General features: G+C 59.1%; 20 protein-coding genes. 9 read left to right on the top strand and 11 right to left on the bottom strand.

Annotated features, from left to right (window positions below; genetic code table 11):
* Positions 1–13: 13 nt before the first annotated feature.
* The 3 genes from arsC to BLL42_RS21150 are packed head-to-tail and all read left to right on the top strand — an operon-like array spanning position 14 to position 1387.
* Positions 14–367 (top strand): arsenate reductase (glutaredoxin), encoded by a 354-nt coding sequence (gene arsC / locus BLL42_RS21160; RefSeq protein ID WP_071553864.1) that lies wholly within the window; start codon positions 14–16, stop codon positions 365–367.
* Positions 364–960 carry an NAD(P)H:quinone oxidoreductase gene (gene wrbA / locus BLL42_RS21155; RefSeq protein ID WP_071553862.1) on the top strand — a complete coding sequence of 199 codons (597 nt, stop codon included), beginning with the start codon at positions 364–366 and terminating at the stop codon, positions 958–960. Before arsC ends, wrbA begins: the two co-directional genes overlap by 4 nt.
* Before the next feature lies 1 nt (position 961).
* Positions 962–1387, top strand: a complete 426-nt coding sequence (locus BLL42_RS21150; RefSeq protein WP_071553860.1) for a DUF2069 domain-containing protein — start codon at positions 962–964, stop codon at positions 1385–1387.
* A 90-nt stretch (positions 1388–1477) separates the two neighbouring features.
* On the opposite strand, the gene BLL42_RS21145 is transcribed toward BLL42_RS21150, so the two are convergent.
* A complete protein-coding gene (locus tag BLL42_RS21145) occupies positions 1478–2149 on the bottom strand; it encodes a DNA-3-methyladenine glycosylase I (RefSeq protein ID WP_071553858.1) in 672 nt (223 codons plus the stop codon).
* A 67-nt stretch (positions 2150–2216) separates the two neighbouring features.
* On the bottom strand, positions 2217–3041 hold the full coding sequence (gene ttcA, locus BLL42_RS21140; RefSeq protein WP_071553856.1) for a tRNA 2-thiocytidine(32) synthetase TtcA: 825 nt from the start codon (positions 3039–3041) through the stop codon (positions 2217–2219).
* A 331-nt stretch (positions 3042–3372) separates the two neighbouring features.
* Between ttcA and BLL42_RS21135 the strand changes: the two genes are divergently transcribed.
* Both BLL42_RS21135 and BLL42_RS21130 read left to right on the top strand, forming a co-directional pair.
* Entirely contained in the window at positions 3373–3975 is a 603-nt protein-coding gene (locus BLL42_RS21135; RefSeq protein WP_071553854.1) for a Yip1 family protein, read from the top strand.
* A gap of 171 nt (positions 3976–4146) precedes the next feature.
* Positions 4147–4641 carry a SprT family zinc-dependent metalloprotease gene (locus tag BLL42_RS21130; protein WP_071553852.1) on the top strand — a complete coding sequence of 165 codons (495 nt, stop codon included), beginning with the start codon at positions 4147–4149 and terminating at the stop codon, positions 4639–4641.
* Positions 4642–4724: 83 nt separating this feature from the next.
* On the opposite strand, the gene BLL42_RS21125 is transcribed toward BLL42_RS21130, so the two are convergent.
* Together BLL42_RS21125 and BLL42_RS21120 are read right to left on the bottom strand one after the other, a co-directional pair.
* Entirely contained in the window at positions 4725–5906 is a 1182-nt protein-coding gene (locus BLL42_RS21125) for a CaiB/BaiF CoA transferase family protein (RefSeq protein WP_071553850.1), read from the bottom strand.
* A gap of 145 nt (positions 5907–6051) precedes the next feature.
* Positions 6052–7386, bottom strand: coding sequence for a dicarboxylate/amino acid:cation symporter (locus BLL42_RS21120; RefSeq protein ID WP_071553848.1), 1335 nt, complete (start codon positions 7384–7386; stop codon positions 6052–6054).
* Between the two features lie 336 nt (positions 7387–7722).
* Here BLL42_RS21120 and BLL42_RS21115 point away from each other — a divergent pair, with 336 nt between their 5' ends.
* Positions 7723–8721 (top strand): AraC family transcriptional regulator, encoded by a 999-nt coding sequence (locus BLL42_RS21115; protein WP_071553846.1) that lies wholly within the window; start codon positions 7723–7725, stop codon positions 8719–8721.
* A 41-nt stretch (positions 8722–8762) separates the two neighbouring features.
* Here the strand turns inward: BLL42_RS21115 and BLL42_RS21110 are convergent, their stop codons facing one another.
* Both BLL42_RS21110 and BLL42_RS21105 read right to left on the bottom strand, forming a co-directional pair.
* Entirely contained in the window at positions 8763–10109 is a 1347-nt protein-coding gene (locus BLL42_RS21110; RefSeq protein ID WP_071553844.1) for an ATP-binding protein, read from the bottom strand.
* The gene (locus BLL42_RS21105) at positions 10106–10783 is read right to left on the bottom strand and encodes a response regulator transcription factor (protein ID WP_054593588.1); all 678 of its coding nucleotides are present in this window, start codon (positions 10781–10783) and stop codon (positions 10106–10108) included. Before BLL42_RS21105 ends, BLL42_RS21110 begins: the two co-directional genes overlap by 4 nt.
* A gap of 239 nt (positions 10784–11022) precedes the next feature.
* Here BLL42_RS21105 and BLL42_RS21100 point away from each other — a divergent pair, with 239 nt between their 5' ends.
* The gene (locus BLL42_RS21100; RefSeq protein ID WP_071553842.1) at positions 11023–11814 is read left to right on the top strand and encodes a dienelactone hydrolase family protein; all 792 of its coding nucleotides are present in this window, start codon (positions 11023–11025) and stop codon (positions 11812–11814) included.
* A 179-nt stretch (positions 11815–11993) separates the two neighbouring features.
* A complete protein-coding gene (locus BLL42_RS21095; protein ID WP_071553840.1) occupies positions 11994–12719 on the top strand; it encodes a 4'-phosphopantetheinyl transferase family protein in 726 nt (241 codons plus the stop codon).
* 6 nt (positions 12720–12725) lie between these two features.
* On the opposite strand, the gene BLL42_RS21090 is transcribed toward BLL42_RS21095, so the two are convergent.
* Together BLL42_RS21090 and BLL42_RS21085 are read right to left on the bottom strand one after the other, a co-directional pair.
* On the bottom strand, positions 12726–14336 hold the full coding sequence (locus BLL42_RS21090) for an ATP-binding protein (RefSeq protein WP_071553838.1): 1611 nt from the start codon (positions 14334–14336) through the stop codon (positions 12726–12728).
* Complete coding sequence (locus tag BLL42_RS21085) at positions 14333–15058, bottom strand: response regulator (RefSeq protein ID WP_071553836.1); 726 nt, start codon at positions 15056–15058, stop codon at positions 14333–14335. The genes BLL42_RS21090 and BLL42_RS21085 overlap by 4 nt, the downstream gene beginning before the upstream one ends.
* A 730-nt stretch (positions 15059–15788) precedes the next feature.
* Here BLL42_RS21085 and BLL42_RS21080 point away from each other — a divergent pair.
* On the top strand, positions 15789–18683 hold the full coding sequence (locus BLL42_RS21080; RefSeq protein WP_071553835.1) for a ribonucleoside-diphosphate reductase subunit alpha: 2895 nt from the start codon (positions 15789–15791) through the stop codon (positions 18681–18683).
* Between the two features lie 253 nt (positions 18684–18936).
* Here the strand turns inward: BLL42_RS21080 and flgE are convergent, their stop codons facing one another.
* From flgE to flgC, 3 genes are read right to left on the bottom strand one after another with little or no spacing between them, the layout of a single operon-like run.
* Positions 18937–20265, bottom strand: coding sequence for a flagellar hook protein FlgE (flgE, locus tag BLL42_RS21075; protein WP_071553833.1), 1329 nt, complete (start codon positions 20263–20265; stop codon positions 18937–18939).
* A 31-nt stretch (positions 20266–20296) separates the two neighbouring features.
* Complete coding sequence (gene flgD / locus BLL42_RS21070) at positions 20297–21025, bottom strand: flagellar hook assembly protein FlgD (protein WP_071553831.1); 729 nt, start codon at positions 21023–21025, stop codon at positions 20297–20299.
* 15 nt (positions 21026–21040) lie between these two features.
* Positions 21041–21484: a flagellar basal body rod protein FlgC gene (flgC, locus tag BLL42_RS21065; RefSeq protein ID WP_007937507.1), complete on the bottom strand. Its 444-nt coding sequence runs from the start codon at positions 21482–21484 to the stop codon at positions 21041–21043.
* Position 21485 lies beyond the last annotated feature (1 nt).

Raw genomic sequence — 21485 nt, 5'->3', positions numbered from 1 at the left:
ATGCGAACCGCACATGACCGATCTGACGCTTTATCACAACCCGCGCTGCTCGAAATCCCGCGGTGCGCTGGAACTGCTGGAAGCCCGTGGCCTGACGCCAACCGTGGTCCGCTACCTGGAAACCCCGCTGAACGCCGCGCAGCTGCAAGGCCTGCTGGGCAAACTCGGTATCAGCGCCCGCCAATTGCTGCGCACCGGCGAAGACGAATACAAAACCCTGAACCTGGCCGACAGCAGCCTGAGCGAAGCACAATTGATCGCCGCCATCGCCGAACATCCGAAACTCATGGAGCGACCGATTCTCGAAGTCGGTGACACAGCCATCATCGGCCGTCCGCCAGAGAGCGTGCTGGAGATTCTGCCGTGAGTGCGCCGTACATTCTGGTTTTGTATTACAGCCGCAGCGGCTCGACCAATGAAATGGCCCGGCAAATTGCCCGTGGCGTTGAGCAGGCCGGGATGGAAGCACGCCTGCGCACGGTGCCGGCGATCTCCACCGAATGCGAGGCGGTGTCGTCGGACATTCCTGACGAAGGCGCGCTGTATGCCAGCCTCGACGACCTGAAAAATTGCGCGGGCCTGGCCCTCGGTAGCCCGACCCGTTTCGGCAACATGGCGGCGCCGCTGAAGTACTTCCTCGACGGCACCAGCAACCTGTGGCTGACCGGCGCACTGGTGGGCAAGCCCGCCGGAGTCTTCACCTCAACGGCCAGCCTGCACGGCGGCCAGGAAACCACCTTGCTGTCGATGATGCTGCCATTGCTGCACCACGGCATGCTGATCACCGGCCTGCCCTACAGTGAATCGGCATTGCTCGAAACCCGCGGTGGCGGCACGCCTTACGGCGCCAGCCATCATGCCGGTGCTGACGGCAAAAGCGGCTTGAACGAGCATGAAGTCGCACTGTGCCGGGCCTTGGGTCTGCGTTTGGCGAAAACCGCCCAGAAACTGGAGCGCTAACGTGGCCAGGAAACCGAAGATTCTGCCCTCCATCGAGTGGCTCGAACCGCGAGTTCGGGCGATGCGCATCATCAGCCTGCTGTGCTACTTCGGTCTGGCGGGCTTGCTCTGCGCCTATTACCTGATGATCGCCGACCTGCATGGTGCGCGACCGTGGGTCATCCTGCTGATTGAACTGGTGCCCTTGTTGTTACTGGCACCGGGCATGATCAGCGGCAGCGCACGCGGGCATTCATGGATGTGCTTTGTGGTGAACCTGTACTTCATCAAGGGCGCGACTGCCGCGTTCGACCCGAATCGACAGGTCTTTGGTCTGCTGGAAATGGCCGCGAGCCTGGCGGTGTTCTGTTCAGCGCTGCTGTATGTGCGCTGGCGGTTTCAGCTCAATCGCAAGTTGGCGGGTGAAGGCGAGATATCAGTCGCCTAAGTGAAAAAGATCGCAGCCTGCGGCAGCTCCTACGCACGCTATCTCTGTAGGAGCTGCCGCAGGCTGCGATCTTTTGGGATCACCTCGGTTTCAATGATTCACGGTGTAAGCCAGCATCATCGAAATCTGACACATCGGCCGGCCACTCTCGGCGTGCCATTGGTTGAAGGCGTTCTGCACCGTCGCCAGATCGCGCAGGCTGGTCGGTACCTTGTCGATAATCTCTTGCGCATTCAATGCCGCCACCACGTCATAACTGGGCACGAAGGTGTCCTTGCCGATCATCCGCAGAAACCGCGGTGCCGACAACCCGCCCAACTGATGCCCGTGTTTGGCCAGGTACTTCCACAGGCCAACGATATCGGTCACCGGCCACTCGGCGATCAACTCGCCGAAGCTGCCCTGCTCTTTCGCTACGTCCAGTATGAACTGCGCATTGCGCGGCACGCTCTTGAGCTTGCCCAGGTGGCGGATGATCCGCGCGTCCTGCATCAGTCGCTCAAGGTGTTCGGCGCCCATCAGCACGACCTTTTCCGGATCGAACTTGAAGAACACTTCTTCGAATGCCGGCCATTTGGCGTCCACCAGACTGTGCTTGAGGCCTGCGCGAAACACCCGCAACGCCAAGGTCGACAGGTAGCGGTCATCGCTGATCTTGCGCAGTTGTGCCGGGGTCTTGGGCACGGGCAGATGGGCTTCCAGTTCGGCTGCCGAACCAAAACGGTTCAAACAGTATTCGTGCAGCCACTTGTAATCGCGCATGCCCTCTCCTGAGCCATGAAATAAAAACGGCGCCCGCAAGCGCCGTCGATCAGAACGGTTTAAGCACTCAGAGGTTCACCACATTCACGAAACGCGACGCAGCCGTTTCGTCGATACGCAGGGTGGTGAAATCGAACAGGTTACGGTCCGCCAGCTGCGACGGAATGACATTCTGCAAACCACGGAAAATGCTTTCGGTGCGGCCCGGCGTCTTGCGTTCCCATTCCTGAAGCATTTCCTTGACCACCTGACGTTGCAGGTTTTCCTGGGAACCGCAGAGGTTGCACGGAATGATCGGAAATTGCTTGAAGTCCGAGTAAGCCTGAATGTCTTTCTCGTTGCAGTAGGCCAGCGGGCGAATCACTACGTTACGGCCGTCGTCGGCGCGCAACTTCGGCGGCATGGCCTTGAGCGAACCGTTGTAGAACATATTCAGAAAGAACGTCTCGACGATGTCGTCGCGGTGATGACCGAGGGCCATTTTGGTCGCACCGATTTCGTCGGCGAAGGTGTAGAGCGTACCGCGACGCAGGCGTGAGCACAGCGAGCAGGCGGTCTTGCCTTCCGGCACCAGCTCCTTGACCACCGAGTAAGTGTCCTTTTCGACGATGTGGTATTCCACGCCCAGCTCTTTCAAATAGGCCGGCAGCACATGCTCAGGGAAACCTGGCTGTTTCTGGTCCATGTTCACCGCGACGATCTCAAACTTGATTGGCGCCACCTTCTGCAGGTGCATCAGCACGTCGAGCAGGGTGTAGCTGTCCTTGCCACCGGACAGGCAGACCATGACCTTGTCGCCGTCTTCGATCATGTTGTAATCGGCAACGGCTTCACCGGCCTGCCGGCGTAGACGTTTCTGCAGCTTGTTCTGGTTGACCGTAAGAGTGCCCATGGCGCTTGAAATCCGCGAGGTGTGACGAAAGGCCGACATTTTACGCAAAAACGCTGGCCGGGCGAAGAGCCGAACAGATCGCAGCCTGCGGCAGCTCCTACAGAACCGGTGTAGGAGCTGCCGCAGGCTGCGATCTTTTGATTTTGCTATCCAACTGCGATTAACCGCAGGGTTTACAGCGCGATTTGCTCTAAAGCCCCCCACCTGTGACAGCAAGTCCTTTCTATACTGCGACATAAGGTCGCATGCATTTCAGACCTCTACTTACTTGGCCGCTGGCCTGTAGGCGCTCCGCTGGGGGGCGATAGCAATCACGAAGGAGTGACTGACTATGATCCATCACGTCGTGGGGCTTTTCACCCACCCTGATCAAGAATGGAAAGAAATCCGTGGCGACCAAGAAGAAAGTATCAGCCACATGTACCTCACCCACACGCTGATTCTGGCGGCAATACCGGCTATTTCGGCGTTTATCGGCACCACCAAGGTCGGTTGGGTCATCGGTAGCCGCGCGCCGGTCATGCTGACCCAGGAAAGCGCACTCTGGATGACCATCATGTCGTACCTGGCGATGCTCGGCGGGGTCGCAGTGATGGGGGCGTTCATTCACTGGATGGCTCGCACTTATGACGCCAGCCCGAGCCTGGCGCGCTGTGTCGCGTTTGCCACCTACACCGCCACGCCACTGTTCATCGGCGGTCTGGCGGCGCTGTATCCGCACATGTGGCTGGGCATGGTCATCGGCACCGCGGCCATCTGCTACACCGTGTACCTGCTGTATGTAGGGCTACCGACTTTCATGAACATTCCGTCTGACGAGGGGTTTCTGTTCTCAAGTTCAGTGCTCGCCGTAGGGCTGGTGGTGCTGGTTGCGATCATGGCATTCACCGTCATTGTCTGGGGCCTGGGCGTGGGCCCGGTCTATACCAATTAGAACGGGCAAATGAAGCGAGCAAAGGACGCCGCCAACAAAACAAACAAGGATCTGCCAACACAGGCCGCCGCAAGGCGGCCTTCTAAATTGTGCAACGACCATTCGGCGCCTGAGCGATTCGCAATGTTCACGGTTTGCAGCATACTCGACGCCTCTGGAGATCCGCCAAGCATGCCCGAGCAACTCAATACCCGCGTCGAAGACTGTTTCCAACAAGCCGAATCCTTTTTCAAACGACCTTTCAAACGCCCGGTCGTCAGTCTCAAGTTGCGCGGCCAGAAAGCCGGCGTGGCGCACTTGCATGAAAACCTGCTGCGCTTCAATCCGCAGCTGTACCGGGAAAACGCCGAAGACTTTCTCAAACAGACCGTCGCTCACGAAGTCGCGCACCTGATCGCCCATCAGCTGTTCGGCGATCGCATTGCACCGCATGGCGAAGAATGGCAATTGATCATGCGCGGGGTGTACGAGCTGCCGCCCAACCGTTGCCACACCTACGCAATCAAACGCCGCAGCGTGACCCGCTACATCTACCGCTGCCCCTGCGCCAACAGCGATTTCCCGTTCTCGGCCCAGCGCCATAGCCTGGTGCGTCAAGGGCGACGGTATTTGTGTCGGCGTTGCCGCAACACCCTGGTGTTTACCGGCGAGTCACGGGTCGAGTGACCCAAAGATCGCAGCCTTCGGCAGCTCCTACGATGGTATGGCGTACACTTGTAGGAGCTGCCGAAGGCTGCGATCTTTTACATTCACCCCACCACCTTTGCCGTGCGTAATGCTTCTATTCGCTCAGCGCTATACCCCAACTCAGCCAACACCTGATCGGTATGTTCGCCCAGTGCCGCGCCAATATGTCGGGGCTCGGGCAGGCCCTCCGAAAACTTCAACGGACAGGCCATCTGCGCCTGAATGGTGCCGTCGCTGCGTGGCACCTGAGTAACCAGTTCCCGAGCCTTCAACTGTGGATGCTCGACCGCCTCGGCCAGGCTCAGCACCGGCTCAACACAGGCATCGAGCCCGGCAAACAGCTGGCAGAGCTCAGCAAAGTCATGCTTTTCGAACTCGATCTGAAGCGCCAGCTTGAGTGCCTTTTGCTGCTCGGGGATGGGCGACAAACCCAGTACCGCCAGCTCAGGCAGACCCAGCGCCGTGCACAGCGGCTGCATGAAGTCCGGCTCCAGGCTGCCGACTGACATCCAGCGACCATCGCGAGTGCGGTAATAGTCGTAAAAGCTACCGCCATTGAGCATTTGATCTTCGCGCCCCGACGTCACACCACAGGCCAGATAACCCGCGCCGGCCATGGCGTTCAGGCTGAATGCGCAATCGGTCATGCTCACGTCCAGGTGTTGGCCCTGACCACTGTGCTGACGGGCAATCACCGCCGCCAACAGGCCGATCACCCCATGCAGCGAACCGCCGGCAATGTCCGCGACCTGAATGCCCAACGGCAACGGCCCGCTGTCCTCGCGCCCGGTGTAGCTGGCCACGCCTGCCAACGCCAGGTAATTGATGTCGTGACCGGCGCGGTCCTTGTAGGGGCCCGTCTGACCGTAACCGGTGATCGAGACGTAAATCAGCCGTGGATTGATCGCCTTCAACACCTCGTAACCCAGCCCCAGACGCTCCATCACCCCCGGGCGAAACTGCTCGAGGAGGATGTCGTGGTCTTGCAGCAGTTGCTTGACCACCTCCAGCGCTGCGGGCTGCTTGAGGTCCAGCACCAGGCTGCGCTTGTTGCGATTGAGGTAGGCGTGGCTGGCAGAAGTGCCCTGATCAAAGGGCGGCAAAATTCGCAGCAGGTCCATGCGGGCTGGCGATTCGATGCACAGCACCTCGGCGCCCATGTCCGCCAGCAACAGAGAGGCGAACGGCCCCGGTAACAGCGTCGAAAAATCCAGAACCTTGAGTGATGCCAATGGGCCGAGCATAAGCGTTCTCCTTCAGCGATGCCTCAAGCCTAGGTAGCCGATGGCCTGGCGGCAATCACCTTAACCATCAGCCGGACTGACCTTTGCGCTCAAACCACAGGCAATAAAAAACCCGCCGAAGCGGGTTTTTCATCAACTCGATGAATTACTTCACCGATGTCGGGGCTGGGCTTTCAGCCTCATGCACATCGTCTTCTCCATGCGTGGTGGTGATTGCACGACCGCCGGAAGCCAGTTCCGCGTGCATCTGGTCGACGTCCAGCTCCTTGACCCACTTGGCCACGACCAGGGTGGCAACCGCGTTACCCACCAGGTTGGTGAGGGCGCGGGCTTCGGACATGAAGCGGTCGATACCCAGAATCAGCGCCAGACCGGCAACCGGCAAATGACCGACCGCCGACAGGGTGGCGGCCAGCACGATGAAGCCGCTACCGGTCACACCGGCGGCGCCTTTGGAAGACAGCAGCAGCACGACCAGCAAGGTGATCTGGTGGGTGATGTCCATGTGGGTGTCAGTCGCCTGAGCAATGAACACCGCAGCCATGGTCAGGTAGATGGCAGTACCGTCCAGGTTGAACGAGTAACCGGTCGGGATCACCAGACCTACAACGGATTTCTTCGCGCCCAGACGCTCCATTTTGATCAGCATGCGTGGCAGTACCGATTCCGAAGAGGAAGTACCCAACACGATCAGCAACTCTTCACGGATGTAGCGAATCACCTTCAGCACGCTGAAACCGTGAGCGCGCGCGATGCTGCCCAGCACAATCAGAATGAACAGGATGCAAGTGATGTAGAAGCACGCCATCAACTGACCCAGTTGCACCAGCGAGCCAACGCCGTAGGCACCGATGGTGAAGGCCATGGCGCCCAGGGCACCGATTGGCGCGAGCTTCATGATCATGTTGATGATGTTGAACATCACGTGGGCGAAGCGATCGATGAAGTCCAGGATCGGCTTGCCATAGGAGCCCAGGCGATGCAGGGCGAAACCGAAGATCACCGAGAACATCAGCACTTGCAGGATATCGCCGTTGGCAAACGCACCGACGATGGTGGTCGGGATGATGTTCAGAATGAAGCCAACGACGCTTTGATCAGCACCGGCCGCTACATAGGCAGCAACCTTGGAGGCATCCAGGGTGCTGGCATCGATGTGCATGCCGTTACCGGGTTGCACGATGTTGACCACCACCAGCCCCACCAGCAATGCGATGGTCGAAACGATTTCGAAGTACAGCAGCGCGTAACCGCCGGTCTTGCCGACCGATTTCATGTTCTGCATGCCAGCAATACCGCTGACGACGGTGCAGAAGATGATCGGTGCGATGACCATTTTGATCAGTTTGATGAACCCGTCACCCAGCGGCTTGAGCGCCACACCGGTCTGCGGGTAGAAGTGACCGAGCAGGATGCCGATAGCGATGGCAACGATCACCTGAAAATACAGGGATTTGTACAGTGGCTGACGAGTCGTCATTGCAAAGTTCCTCAAGAGCACCGCGCTGCAATCATCCATCTGACGCAGGCGACACCTAAAGTGCGAACCCTCCTGCACCGGAGGGATTTGTTTTGTCGAGCTGCGCGCTGGCAGACCTATCGCCCTTATCGCAAAGCCCGTGCCACCTTTGCCAAATCGCCCAAAAGCCTTTTGCCATAAGGGCTTGCGGGGTCCCTTCATGCCTTGATCACCCGACCGAGATGGCGGATTCCCGCCCACCGACCGGCTCTCGTCCTGCAATTTGGCGGATATCCGCCTTGTCCCGCCACGAGGCGGTGGCTAAGATCCGCCACTCAATGGACGGACCAGACCCCAATGCGCGAACGTACCATCGCCAGTCATTTTGCTCGTGCGGCCCTCGGTGGCGCACGCCGACGCGGCTATGACTATTTGGTTCTGTTGCAGCAGTTGGGGATCAGCGCCGAATGGCTCGACGAACCTCGCGCAAGGATCGCACCTGAACAGTTCACCGGCCTGCTGCAAGGGCTCTGGCAAGCGCTGGATGATGAATACCTGGGCTTTGCCCACGGCCCAAGCAAACGCGGCACTTTTGCCATGATGTGCCATGCCTTGATTCACTGCCGCACCCTCGAGAAAGCACTCAGTCGCGGCTTATTATTTTATAGCCTATTCCCCGACACTCCGCGCCTGACCCTGACCCGCGAAGGTGAAATGGTTCGTTTGAGCCTGGATGATTCTCAGCTGTGGGACCCGGATCACTTTTTCAGCGAATGTCAGCTGGTGATCTGGCATCGACTGGGCAGTTGGCTGATCGGTCAACGCATTCGCCTTGAGCAGGCCTGTTTCAGCTACCCAAAACCCGGGCACAGTGCCGAGTACGACCTGTTGTTCCCCTGTCCGCTGGTGTTCTCGGCCGGGCACAGCAGTCTGTTGTTTCACAGCCGTTACCTGCACATGCCGTTGTTGCAGGACGAACGAACCCTCAAGCATTTCCTCGATCGCTCGCCCGCCGATCTGCTGTCGCGTCCGGATGACGGCGACAGCCTCAGCAGCCAGTTACGACGCCTGCTCAGCCGCGACAGTGCGCGCTGGCCAGACCTTGAAGCGGTTGCCGCCCACCTGCACATCAGTCCGCAGACCTTGCGTCGACACTTGCGTGAAGAGGGCTCGAGCTTTCAGGAATTGAAGGACCAGTTGCGCCGTGACATCGCGATATATCACCTGAGCCGTGCCGATCTGTCGTTGCAACAGATCGCCGAACAGCTGGGCTTTTCCGAACCGTCGGCGTTTCACCGGGCGTTCAAGAAGTGGACGGGATTGACGCCCGGCGCCTATCGCGCACAGGAGAATTAAGATCAAACGATCGCAGGCTGCGATCTTTTCGAGCCCCTATCTCACACCGTCGGGAAATGAATCCGGAATACCGCACCACCCAAGGCTGAGTCCCCCAGGGTCAACTGTGCACCGTAGCTCTCGATAATGTCCTTGACCACCGCAAGGCCGATGCCCTGTCCCGGGTGCTGGCGGTCCAGCCGTTCGCCGCGCTGAAGAATCCGCGCACGTTGATCCGGCGGCACACCCGGGCCGTCATCTTCGATACACAGCTCAACACCACTCATGGTTTGCCGCAGGCTGATTCGCACTTCGCCCAAGCACAGGCGATAGGCGTTCTCCAGCAGGTTGCCAAGCATTTCCAGCAAGGCGCCCTGCTCGATCGGCACGTAGCACGGGTTCGGCAGGTCGAATGAGGTCCGTACCTGCTTGTCGCGATAGACCTTATCCAGCGTATCGCAAAGGCTTTGCAGCACCGGCCGCAACCGCACCTGGTGGCGCACCAGACCGCTTTTACGCAAGCTCGCGCGCTGCAACTGATAGCTGATCTGTTGGCTCATGCGCTCGATCTGCGATTGCAGCACCCACGCCTGCTCCCGATCTTCCGGTCGCTGGGCCATGTCTTCACTGACCCCTTGCAATACCGCCAACGGGGTTTTCAGGCTGTGGGCCAGATCATCCAGAGAGTCGCGGTAGCGACTGCGCTGTTCACGCTCGCTGCGCAGCAAACGGTTGAGGGAGCCGGTCAGGCGCAACAGTTCGCTAGGGTGTTCTTCACTGAGGCTTTCAAGAGCGCCGTTCTCGATCTGGTCCAGTTCCTGGCTCAAGCGTTTTAATGCCTGCAAACCCCAGGTCAGGCCGATCCACAGCAGCGACAGCAACACCACCAACGCGGCGCCAAACCCCAGATAGAGATTTTCCCGCAGGCCGTCGAGTGTCTGCTCATACTCACGCACCGGCTGCAGCGCGACAATACTGAAGGCTGCGCTTTTGCCGCCGAGCAGCTTGACCTCAACGTCATAGACGAAGAATTCCTGACCGTTGGTCTCACGAATCCGGGCGAATTGATCGCCGTGTCCGTCGTAACGCGGCCGGTAACTGATGTCTTCTTCATGAGTCGCCCGCGAGCGCCAGACCAGATGACCTTCGCGATCATAGATGTAGCCCAGCAGGCGACTGTCGGTGAGGTTCAAGAGCTCGTCCGGCAACTGCGTGGGCATCAGCAATCGGTTGTTTTCAACCCGCGCAGCAGAAATCAGCGTGGTGACATCCGAGGCCAGGCGCTGCTTGATCGAATCTTGCAGCGCCAGGCTGAACGCGCCCTGCATCGCTGGCAACAACGCCAGCATGAACAGCACCGCCAGCGTCGTGGCAGCGAGCATCAGGCGCAGACGAAGCGATCGAATCACCGGCAGCGCTCATTGAACAGGTAGCCCAGACCACGCACGGTATCGATCGGCTTGAAGCCGGTCGGCCCTTCAAGCTTGCGCCGCAGGCGGCCGACCAGCACTTCGATCACGTTTGGATCACGCTCGTCGTCGTCCGGATAGAGCTGTTCCATCAAACGGTCCTTGGCGACCACCTGCTGGTGATGACGCATCAGGTATTCGAGGATCCGGTACTCATAAGCGGTCAATGCCAGCGGCTGCTCGTCAAGGGTCGCCTGCTTGCGATTGAGGTCCAGTACTAACGGCCCGGCAATGATGGTTGACTGGGTAAAACCGCTGGAGCGGCGCAGCAAGGCGTTCAGGCGCGCGTCCAGCTCTTCGAACTGGAACGGCTTGACCACATAATCATCGGCACCGGCGGCCAGGCCTTCGACCTTGTCCTGCCAGTTGCCGCGCGCGGTCAGGATCAGGATCGGAAAGGTCTTGCCTTGCGCACGCAGTTGACGAATCAGGTCCAGCCCCCCCATGCCCGGCAGACCGAGGTCGATCACCGCCAGGTCATGGTTGAATTGCCCGGTCTGGTACAAGGCCTCTTCGGCGTTGGCCACGGACTCGACCACGTGGCCATTGTCGGTCAGGCGGGTTTGCAGGTGATGACGCAGCAGCGCTTCGTCTTCGACGACCAGCAGTTTCATAACGCTCTCCCAGGCAAAATCAACGTCTCCACAGGCACCTCGCACCTCGATTGCAAATACGCCAGTAACGGTAACCCGGTTCAACCAAGGTGTTTGGCGAAACCTGCTGCATCATCCCGGACAACACTGACGAAGTAACCGATACCACAGTTGTGACTGTAGGTTAACCACAACCCGCTGAACTCGGACTGAACAGGATCGACTAGGCTGTCTGAACGTGTTTTAAAGGAGCATCAACCATGCGCGTAGTGATCGCACTCGTTTTACTTGCCCTGAGCGGCCTCGGCCAAGCGGCAATCAAGACTCAGGAGATCCCTTACAAGAGTGCCGACGGGACTGAAATGATCGGCTATTACGCCTATGACGACAGCATTCAGGGGGCTCGCCCGGGCGTCGTGGTGGTCCATGAATTCTGGGGACTCAACAACTACGCCAAGCGCCGGGCTCGTGACCTCGCCGGGCTGGGTTACAGCGCACTGGCAATCGATATGTATGGCGATGGAAAAAACACCGAACACCCGAACGATGCCATGGCGTTCATGGAGCAAGCGTTAAAAAACAGTGCCACGGCCAGTGCTCGCTTCAATGCCGGGCTTGATTTGCTCAAGAAGCAACCGCAGACCGACCCGAACAAACTCGCAGCCATCGGCTACTGCTTCGGCGGCAAGATCGTTCTCGATGCGGCACGCCAAGGGGCACCGCTGGCGGGTGTGGTGAGTTTTCACGGCGCATTGGCGACCAGCACTCCGGCGACGCCCGGCAGCGTCAAGGCCAAGCTACTGGTAGAACACGGCGCGCTGGACAGCATGGTCACCGCGGATCAGGTGGCAGCGTTCAAAACCGAAATGGACAAGGCTGGCGTCGACTATAAGTTCGTCAGCCTGGAAGGGGCCAAGCATGGTTTCAGCAATCCGGACGCTGATCGCCTGAGCCACGGCGACCACGGCGGCCCGGACATCGGCTACAACAAAGTCGCCGATGAAAGCTCGTGGGCGGATATGCGGGTGTTCTTCAAAAAAATCTTTGGTTGATCAACTATCTACAACTGGCCTGCCCCATGTAGGAGCTGGCGAAGCCTGCGATCTTTTGATCTTTGCAGCGTCCCAAGACTCCATCGTCTGCTGAAAAGATCGCAGCCTGCGGCAGCTCCTACGATGTACAGGTTTAACCGAGGCTATCCAGCTCTTGGGCAACCCGGCAAAATGCCGGTATGAATCCACCCCCCGCTCTTCCCGCCTGCTGCACGCCGCTCGACGCCCACTGGCCGTTGCCTGATGTGCTACCCGACACGGTGCTGCTCAGCACTCATTTCGATCCGTCATTGCTGGCGTTCGATGACTTCCTGCGCAGCACGATCGAACCGCCTCCCAGTATCCAACGCTCGGTCGCCAAACGTCAGGCCGAGTTTCTCGCCGGACGGGTATGCGCCCGGGCCGCCTTGCAGCAACTGGAGGGCCTGGACTGCATTCCAGCGATTGGCGAGGACCGTGCACCCGTGTGGCCCGCGCATATCTGTGGCTCGATCACCCACAGCACCGGCCGCGCCGCAGCCATCGTTGCGCGCAAGACGCATTGGCGCGGCCTGGGCATGGACCTGGAAAACCTGCTTAACGCCGAACGTGCCGAGCGTCTGGCCGCAGAGATCCTGACCCCGCCCGAGCTCGAACGCATGGCCGCTGGCCGTCAAGATCAACTGGCGCTCTGGGTGACCCTGACCTTCTCGGTCAAGGAAAGTCTGTTCAAGGCGCTCTACCCCATCGTGCAAAAACGCTTCTATTTCGAACATGCCGAGGTGCTGGAATGGACCGACAACGGGCATGTGCGCCTGCGTTTGTTGACCGACCTCTCCAACGAATGGCACTACGGCACGGAACTGGATGCGCAATTTGGCGTGCACGATGGACACCTGTTGAGCCTGGTCAGCATCAAGGCCTGAAGCGCTTCAGGGCTTTTCCTGATGACGTGGCCAGCTCAGACTGAAACACGCCCCGCCAAGGCTTTTACTCTTGCTGATCAACGCCCGGCCGCCATGCCAGTGAACGATCCGACGCACGATAGACAGCCCCAGGCCGTGCCCCCCGGATGCCCGGGTGCGGCTGTCATCCAGACGCAAAAATGGCGTGAAGATCTTTTCCCAGGCATTTTCCGGCACGCCCGGCCCATCGTCTTCAACATCGACGCGGCAACGCTGCTGCCCCACCTGGTAACTGATCGACACCTGGGACTGGGCATGACGCATAGCGTTGCTCACCAGATTCTGCAACGCCCGATGCAGGTAGCGCGGCTCAGCCTCGACCCAGGCGCCATCGCAATCGGCAGCCGACAGACACAGGCCGCGATGAACCGTCACATTCGCGCGTAATGGTGCCAGTTCGCCGATCACCTGATTGACCAAGGCATCAAGGTCGATGCGCTGGAAGTTCAGCGCCGGCGATCCCTGCTCCAGCCGCGCATACGTGAGCATCTCGTCCACCAGGCCATCGAGGTCCTGAATATCGTGATCCATACCCTCCAGGTACTTCTCCCGCGCTTGTGGCGTGCTCGCCGTGCTGATCATCTCCAGTCCAAAACGCAACCGCGCAACAGGCGTGCGCAGCTCATGGGACACCGCGCGTACCAGCTCCCGTTGAATCGCCAGCAGTTGCTGCAAGTGCTCGGCCATGCCGTTGAACGCCGCCGCCAATCGCCCCACCGAATCCGCACCACGTGCCGGCACGCGGGTTTCCAGGCTGCCTTTGGCGATCCGCGTGGCGGCCGACTCCAGACCTCGCAAGCGGCGCTCCAACTGGCGCACCAGCAAATAAACGATCAACCCGATCAGGCTCAGACCCAGCGCAGCGATCAAGACCAGCCACTCCGGTGGGTACGGGTTCATCTGATACAAGGGGCCGATTTCCAGCACCCAGGGCGTACCGACCATCCCCGCAAACACCCGGATCGAATCGCCGCCCTTGCCCAGCGCCATCACCGTGTCGCCTTCAGAGACCCGACGGCTCTGGTCCTCGTCCATGTCCGCCTGATCGACCGTAATCAGTTGCAGCTCGAAGCCGAAGCCCTTGTCCTTCTTCAACGCCTCAAGACGCTTGGGCTGCTCGGCCACCGGATAACGCACCAACTCATCGGCCAACAGATAAATGGTCGCCCGCGCCAGTTGCTCACTGATCTGCTGAACTTCCCCCGTAAGAACAAGCTGTTCTTTCTCGCTGACCAACCGGTAGACCTTCGCTGCGTGCGGGCCGGTCTGTTCCACCAACGCCTGGCCGTGCAGTATCCGCGTACGCTGGCTCAGGTCGAGGTCGGTCTGGGCGAAGGTCTGCAAGCTCAAGGGAATGCCCAGCAAACGCTCCCACACCACCAACGCTCGATGACGTTCGGTCTCGTTCATCGGTTGCAGATTGTCGGCCATCAAGGAAAACGTACCGTGGGCCAGGCGCTCGCGGTATTGCTCGCTGCGCACCTGATTGAGCAGGTGCAAGGCCAGTACGCCGAGCACCGCCACCAAAATCAGCGCGGCGCACATGCCGCCATAAATGCGCAGAAAGATCGAGTTCACAGGGGCTGGTCTACGCAGGCTTCAGGAACGAACAGGTAACCCTTGCTGCGAATGGTCTTGATCAATCGCGGATGGATCGGGTCATCACCGATCTTCGGCCGGATCCGCGAGATGCGCACATCGATCGAGCGGTCCTGGCCGTCATAACCGATGCCGCGCAGTGCCGTGAAAATCTCCTCGCGGGACAGAATCCGCCCGGCATTGGCCACCAGCAGCCAGAGCAGATCAAACTCGGCACTGGTCAACTCGATGCCATTGTCATGCAGCCACGCCTCGCGCAGCGCGCTGTCGACCACCAGCGGACCAAACTGCAAACGACGGAGTTTTTCCGGTGCCGCAGGCTCTGGTGCCTCGCTACGCCGCAGCAAGGCCTGGACCCGCGCCAGCAGCAAACGCGGACGCACCGGCTTGCACACGTAATCGTCGGCGCCCATGTCCAGCCCCTGGATCTGGTCCATGTCGTCAGTGCGCGCAGTGAGCATCAGGATCGGCCCGTCGTAGCGATCACGAACCTTGCGGCAAATCGTCAGGCCGTCTTCGCCGGGGAGCATCAGGTCAAGGATCACCAGGTCCGGTTGCTCGGTGATAATCCGCGCCGCCGCCAGCGCTCCATTGCCTTCGATGGTGACCCGCAGACCGTGGCTTTCGAGGTACTCACGGGTCAACTCGGCCAGGCGCTGGTCATCCTCGACAATCAATACCTGCCAGGCTTCTTGCTCCACGGGTGACCTCTTTGCCGAACACTATTAAGGAAGCCTCCACTCGTCTTTTTGTAATGATTGGAGTGGATAAGACTGCGCATGCAGGGACCGATTGTAGCAACGCCTTGCCTTGAGAACACAAGCGGGCAAATGCGCTCGGTAACTGCGTTTTTTTGTGATAGGGTTCGCGCCCGCAAAAATCCGCCCCAGGCTATTTTTCAGGGCAAAACTCCATGACAAACGGTCCACCCCAGCAGGGTTGCGGCCTACACGCTGATTGACAGTTTCATACACATTTTACGCACAGCTTTATCCACAGGTAGTACGTTGCAATCACCCCCCAAAACGCATTATCTTGTAGCTAGCGCTCAAAAAAACCCTACATGTAGGGTTTTACGCAAAAAACCAAACACAAATCAGACACCAAATTCAAGCGCTTTTATTGCCTCTGTCTGGTTGAACCAAACACATTTTCAGAAGCCCAAACCGCACCCGCGGATGGCTACTGTTTTTCAGCCGCCAACGGCAAAAACGGTACGGGTGTTGCAGTCAATCACTGTCACCCAAACGGAATTCGGTTTTCGGCCCCAGGCTGGACCAAAGACTTCGGCAAGGAAGCGGTGCTCGACAGCCCCCCTTCCTGACTGTCCCGAAGTTGTTATACCCGGCGCTTGCTGGTTGTAGTGCTTCAGGACGGAACGGTGGGCACCTTCATGGTGCCCAAACAAACATAGAGAACGTGGAGACACCCATGCAAACCGACACAACTCGCGAGAACCCGCAGGGCACCGCGCCGATGGCCGCTGATTCGAATCCGGATCTGTCCGCCACCGCGCCAGGCCAACTGCGCGTGATCAAGCGTAACGGCACTGTCGTTCCTTACACCGATGACAAAATCACCGTCGCCATCACCAAAGCGTTCCTCGCAGTTGAAGGCGGCACTGCTGCTGCCTCGTCGCGAATCCACGACACCGTTGCCCGCCTGACCGAACAAGTCACCGCGACCTTCAAGCGTCGCATGCCATCGGGCGGCACCATCCACATCGAAGAAATCCAGGACCAGGTCGAACTGGCCCTGATGCGTGCCGGCGAGCAGAAAGTGGCTCGCGACTACGTGATCTACCGTGACGGCCGCTCCAAGGAGCGCGCCACTCGCGCACCTGCCGAGGAAGCGGTACAGGCTCACCCGTCGATCCGCATCACCCGCGCCGACGGCACTTTTGCACCACTGGACATGGGCCGTCTGAACACCATCGTCACCGAGGCCTGCGAAGGTCTGGAAGAAGTCGACGGCGACCTGATCCAGCGCGAAACCCTGAAGAACCTGTACGACGGCGTGGCCCTGACCGACGTCAACACCGCACTGGTAATGACTGCCCGTACGCTGGTTGAGCGTGAGCCGAACTACTCGTTTGTCACCGCACGCCTGCTGATGGACACCCTGCGTGCCGAAGGCCTGAGCTTCCTGGAAGTCGCTGAAAGCGCCACTCACCACGAAATGGTCGACCTGTACGCCAAGGCGCTACCTGCCTATATCGCGAAAGGTATCGAATTCGAATTGCTGAACCCGGTTCTGGCGTCCTTCGACCTGGAAAAACTCGGCAAGGCGATCAACCACGAGCGCGACCAGCAGTTCACTTACCTGGGCCTGCAAACCCTGTACGACCGTTACTTCATCCACAAGGATGGCGTGCGTTTCGAACTGCCACAGATTTTCTTCATGCGCGTAGCCATGGGTCTTGCGATCGAAGAGAAGAACAAAGAAGACCGTGCGATCGAGTTCTACAACCTGTTGTCGTCCTTCGACTACATGTCCTCGACCCCGACCCTGTTCAACGCCGGCACCCTGCGTCCACAGCTGTCGAGCTGCTACCTGACCACCGTGCCGGATGACCTGTCGGGCATCTACCACGCGATCCACGACAACGCCATGTTGTCGAAATTCGCTGGCGGCCTGGGCAACGACTGGACGCCGGTTCGCGCATTGGGCTCGTACATCAAGGGCACCAACGGCAAATCCCAGGGCGTCGTACCGTTCCTGAAAGTAGTGAACGACACCGCTGTCGCCGTTAACCAGGGTGGCAAGCGCAAAGGCGCTGTCTGCGCTTACCTGGAAACCTGGCACATGGACATCGAGGAGTTCATCGAACTCCGCAAGAACACCGGTGACGACCGTCGTCGTACCCACGACATGAACACTGCCAACTGGATTCCCGACCTGTTCATGAAGCGCGTCTTCGATGACGGCAAGTGGACCCTGTTCTCGCCGTCCGAAGTTCCGGACCTGCACGACCTGACCGGCAAAGCCTTCGAAGAGCGTTACGAGTACTACGAAGCCCTGACCGAGTACCCGGGCAAGGTCAAGCTGTTCAAGACCATCCAGGCCAAAGACCTGTGGCGCAAAATGCTTTCCATGCTGTTTGAAACCGGCCACCCATGGCTGACGTTCAAAGACCCATGCAACCTGCGTAGCCCACAGCAGCACGTTGGCGTGGTTCACAGCTCGAACCTGTGCACCGAAATCACCTTGAACACCAACAAGGACGAGATCGCCGTTTGCAACCTGGGCTCGATCAACCTGCCGAACCACATCGTCAACGGCAAGCTGGACACCGTGAAGCTTGCACGCACCGTGAACACCGCCGTTCGCATGCTCGATAACGTGATCGACATCAACTACTACTCGGTGCCACAAGCGAAGAACTCCAACTTCAAGCACCGTCCAGTCGGCCTGGGCATCATGGGCTTCCAGGACGCTTTGTACCTGCAGCACATCCCTTACGGTTCCGACGCTGCTGTCGAGTTCGCCGACAAATCGATGGAAGCGGTCAGCTACTACGCGATCCAGGCGTCCTGCGACCTGGCTGACGAGCGTGGCGCTTACGAGACGTTCCAGGGTTCGCTGTGGTCCAAAGGCATCCTGCCGCTGGATTCGCAACAAATCCTGATCGAAGCCCGTGGCCAGAAGTACATCGATGTTGACCTGAACGAAACCCTGGACTGGGCACCGGTTCGTGCTCGCGTACAGAAAGGTATTCGTAACTCCAACATCATGGCCATCGCACCCACCGCGACCATCGCCAACATCACGGGCGTATCGCAGTCGATCGAACCGACCTACCAGAACCTCTATGTGAAATCGAACCTGTCGGGCGAATTCACCGTGATCAACCCGTACCTGGTTCGCGACCTCAAGGCTCGCGATCTGTGGGACTCGGTCATGATCAACGACCTGAAGTACTATGACGGTTCCGTGCAGCAGATCGAACGCATCCCACAAGAGCTCAAAGAGCTCTACGCGACGGCCTTCGAAGTCGACACCAAGTGGATCGTTGACGCGGCCAGCCGTCGTCAGAAGTGGATCGACCAGGCTCAGTCACTGAACCTGTACATCGCCGGCGCATCGGGCAAGAAGCTCGACGTGACCTATCGCATGGCTTGGTACCGCGGCCTGAAAACCACTTACTACCTCCGTGCCCTGGCCGCAACCAGCACCGAGAAGTCGACCATCAACACCGGCAAGCTGAACGCTGTTTCCAGCGGCGGCAACCACGGTGACGACTCGGTCCTGGCGGCTCCAGCCGGCCCTGCTCCAGTGCCGAAGGCGTGCGCCATCGACGAGCCGGATTGCGAAGCCTGCCAATAAGCTGAACCAGTAAGCGCCGCAAGGCGCTTACCTGAAACCCCCGATCAGTCTTCTGGACTGGTCGGGGGTTTTCTTTTGCCTCCAGGAAGATCAAAAGATCGCAGCCTGCGGCAGCTCCTACGGGTGTACGCCATCCCAATGTAGGAGCTGCCGCAGGCTGCGATCTTTTGATCCTTGCTCCCCACCAACGCCCACCCACAAAAAAGCCCCTCTTTCGAGGGGCTCCTTGTGTAGCGTTACGCGCCCACCGGCATCAGGTCATCTGAATGATGGTCTGCATGATGGTGCTTTGAGTCGAGATGGTCTTGGCGTTGGCCTGGTAGTTACCTTGCGCCTTGATCAAGTTGACCAACTCATTGGTCAGGTTGACGTTGGATTCTTCCAGCGAGTTGGAAGCGATAGCCCCCAGAGTGCCCGTGGTCGGCGCGTCGTAACCCGGGATACCCGAGGCGAACGTTTCTTTCCAACTGGTGCCGCCGACCGCTTGCAGACCTTGTTCATTGGTGAAGCTGGCCAAGGCAACCTGGCCGATCGCCTTGTTCTGGTTGTTGCTGAAGTTGGCGAACAGGGTGCCGGTGCCGTCGATGGTCAGGTTAGTGATTTCGCCAGTGGCGTAACCATCCTGAGCCGGAATCGAGCGGGCGGAGTCGGCATTGAACTGTGTGGTGTTGGTCATCGAAATGGTCATGCCCGCGGCGCTGGCAGTTGCACCGTTAGCGGCCCATACACCGTTGGTCACCTTGCCGGGCACCCAGCCAGCCAATGTCATGCTGTTACCGACGTTAGGCGCTGCCGGTGTGGCAGGCGGCGTGGCCACCGAGACCAGTTTGCCGGACGAATCGAACGTGATGGTCGTAGCGATCGGGGCGGTGACTTTCGGGTCGCTGCCGGTGGCATCCGGGTTGCGACCGTCTACCAGGGTGTAGGTCTTCCAGGTGTTGGCACCGGTCTTCACCATGTACTGATCCATGACGTGCGAGTTGCCCTGACTGTCATAGATCGGCGTACTGAATGACTTGGTGTAGGTGGCGGTGTTGGTCGGGTCGAATGTGTTGGCGGGAATCGTGTCGTCAATCACCGCAGCGGTCGAGTTCAGGTTGATCGTCGAGGACACGGTCGACGTCGGCTTTGGTGCCAGGTTCGAAGTGTCGATTTTCAGGTCGGTCAACACACCATTGATGATCTTGCCATTGGCGTCCGCCGCGTAGCCCTGCAAACGAGAGGTGTAGTCGGTGTTGGTAACGTAGCCGCTTTTGTCGACCTTGAACGTACCGGCACGGGTGTAGGACGTCGAGCCGTTGTTGCTCAGAGTGAAGAAGCCCGAACCGTTGATGGCCATGTCCAGCACGTTACCGGTGTTGCTGATATCACCTTGGGTAAACTGCTGGGAAACGTTGGCCAGGCGTACGCCACTGCCGACGACTTTACTGCCGTTACCCAGCTTGGTCGCCGAGTAGACATCCGAGAATTCTGCGCGGGAGGACTTGAAACCAGAGGTCGCGACGTTGGCGATGTTGTTACCGGTCACATCCAGTTGCTTGTTGGCTGCATAGAGACCGCTAAGGCCGATATTGAAAGACATATTCCACTCCTTTGTGCCGCGTTAGCTGGCTCTATATACCAATGGTTTGAACTTTGGACAGGGCGATGGCGCCCAGACCTGCAAGATTGAGCATCAACTCGCCACCGGTTTGACTGATGGTCACGCTGTTGACTGTTGCGGGCAGGTAGGTGGCCAGATCGGTCGCCGTGCCGTTGACCGGAGCATTGGCCTTGAAGGTGTACGTGCCCGCCGGAACCAAAGCGCCGCTACTGTCCTTGCCGTCCCAACTGAAGCTGGCACTGCCCGCAGGCTGGCTGCCCAAATTAAGGGTTCTCACGACATTTCCGCTTGAGTCGCTAATTTTCACCGTACCGTCGGAGATCGACGATGTCAGGTTGACCGTACCGGTCAGGCCCTTGCTCGCGTCGCTGATCTTGGCGGTGCCGGTTTGCGCAATCACCGAACGCCCCACCAGAGAAGAAGCCTGCAAGGCTTGGGAAGAACTGAAATTACTGGCCAGGGAACTCACGGTCGTATTGAGGGAGGTAATCCCTTCAAGGCTGCTGAACTGCGCCAGTTGAGCCACGAACGCGCCGTTGTCCTGCGGCGAAAGCGGGTTCTGGTTCTTCAACTGCGTCACCAGCAATTGCAGGAACGCATCCTTGCCCAACGACTTGCTGCCGGTCGCACTTTGCGTGGCTGCGGCAAGGCCATTCGCAGCCGTACTGGTGCTCTTGACCGAAGAGTTCGCCAGGAGGTCGGTCATGCTCAGGCTGCTGGTGGTATCGGTAACACTCATCGAAGTCGCCCCTTATCACTGACCGAGGGTCAGGACCTTCTGCATCATGGTTTTGGCGGTGTTCATCATTTCCGCGTTGGTCTGGAACGAACGACTGGCAGAAATCATGTCAGCCATTTCCTCTACCACGTTGACGTTGGGGTAATAAACGTAACCCTTGGCGTCAGCCGCCGGATGGTTCGGCTCGTAGCGTGCTTCGAGGTTGCTTTGATCTTCGACTACGCCGAGTACCTGCACGCCCTGGCCGGCAGCATCCTGATTCTGGAACAGCGAATCGCTGCCACCGGACTGACCGCCCTGGAACATGGTGGCGAACACCGGGTGACGAGCACGGTAGGTCTGATCGATGCTCGAAGAGACGGTCTCGGCGTTGGCGATGTTACTGGCGACGGTGTTCAAGCGAGTGGTTTGAGCACTCATGCCGCTACCGGCAATGTTGAAAACACTGGACAGAGACATG

The organism is Pseudomonas frederiksbergensis (assembly GCF_001874645.1).
GTDB lineage: Bacteria > Pseudomonadota > Gammaproteobacteria > Pseudomonadales > Pseudomonadaceae > Aquipseudomonas > Aquipseudomonas frederiksbergensis_B.
Note: the sequence above shows the minus strand (reverse complement) of the source record. Positions and strands in the feature narration are given on the sequence as shown.

Bases quoted from the DNA above. Each gene is read 5' to 3' on its own strand.
- arsC (WP_071553864.1), top strand. From the start codon at position 14: ATGACCGATCTGACGCTTTATCACAACCCGCGCTGCTCGAAATCCCGC.
- BLL42_RS21145 (WP_071553858.1), bottom strand. From the start codon at position 2,149: ATGCGCGATTACAAGTGGCTGCACGAATACTGTTTGAACCGTTTTGGT.
- ttcA (WP_071553856.1), bottom strand. From the start codon at position 3,041: ATGGGCACTCTTACGGTCAACCAGAACAAGCTGCAGAAACGTCTACGC.
- BLL42_RS21135 (WP_071553854.1), top strand. From the start codon at position 3,373: ATGATCCATCACGTCGTGGGGCTTTTCACCCACCCTGATCAAGAATGG.
- BLL42_RS21130 (WP_071553852.1), top strand. From the start codon at position 4,147: ATGCCCGAGCAACTCAATACCCGCGTCGAAGACTGTTTCCAACAAGCC.
- BLL42_RS21125 (WP_071553850.1), bottom strand. From the start codon at position 5,906: ATGCTCGGCCCATTGGCATCACTCAAGGTTCTGGATTTTTCGACGCTG.
- BLL42_RS21120 (WP_071553848.1), bottom strand. From the start codon at position 7,386: ATGACGACTCGTCAGCCACTGTACAAATCCCTGTATTTTCAGGTGATC.
- BLL42_RS21115 (WP_071553846.1), top strand. From the start codon at position 7,723: ATGCGCGAACGTACCATCGCCAGTCATTTTGCTCGTGCGGCCCTCGGT.
- BLL42_RS21105 (WP_054593588.1), bottom strand. From the start codon at position 10,783: ATGAAACTGCTGGTCGTCGAAGACGAAGCGCTGCTGCGTCATCACCTG.
- BLL42_RS21100 (WP_071553842.1), top strand. From the start codon at position 11,023: ATGCGCGTAGTGATCGCACTCGTTTTACTTGCCCTGAGCGGCCTCGGC.
- BLL42_RS21095 (WP_071553840.1), top strand. From the start codon at position 11,994: ATGAATCCACCCCCCGCTCTTCCCGCCTGCTGCACGCCGCTCGACGCC.
- BLL42_RS21080 (WP_071553835.1), top strand. From the start codon at position 15,789: ATGCAAACCGACACAACTCGCGAGAACCCGCAGGGCACCGCGCCGATG.
- flgE (WP_071553833.1), bottom strand. From the start codon at position 20,265: ATGTCTTTCAATATCGGCCTTAGCGGTCTCTATGCAGCCAACAAGCAA.
- flgD (WP_071553831.1), bottom strand. From the start codon at position 21,025: ATGAGTGTTACCGATACCACCAGCAGCCTGAGCATGACCGACCTCCTG.
- flgC (WP_007937507.1), bottom strand. From the start codon at position 21,484: ATGTCTCTGTCCAGTGTTTTCAACATTGCCGGTAGCGGCATGAGTGCT.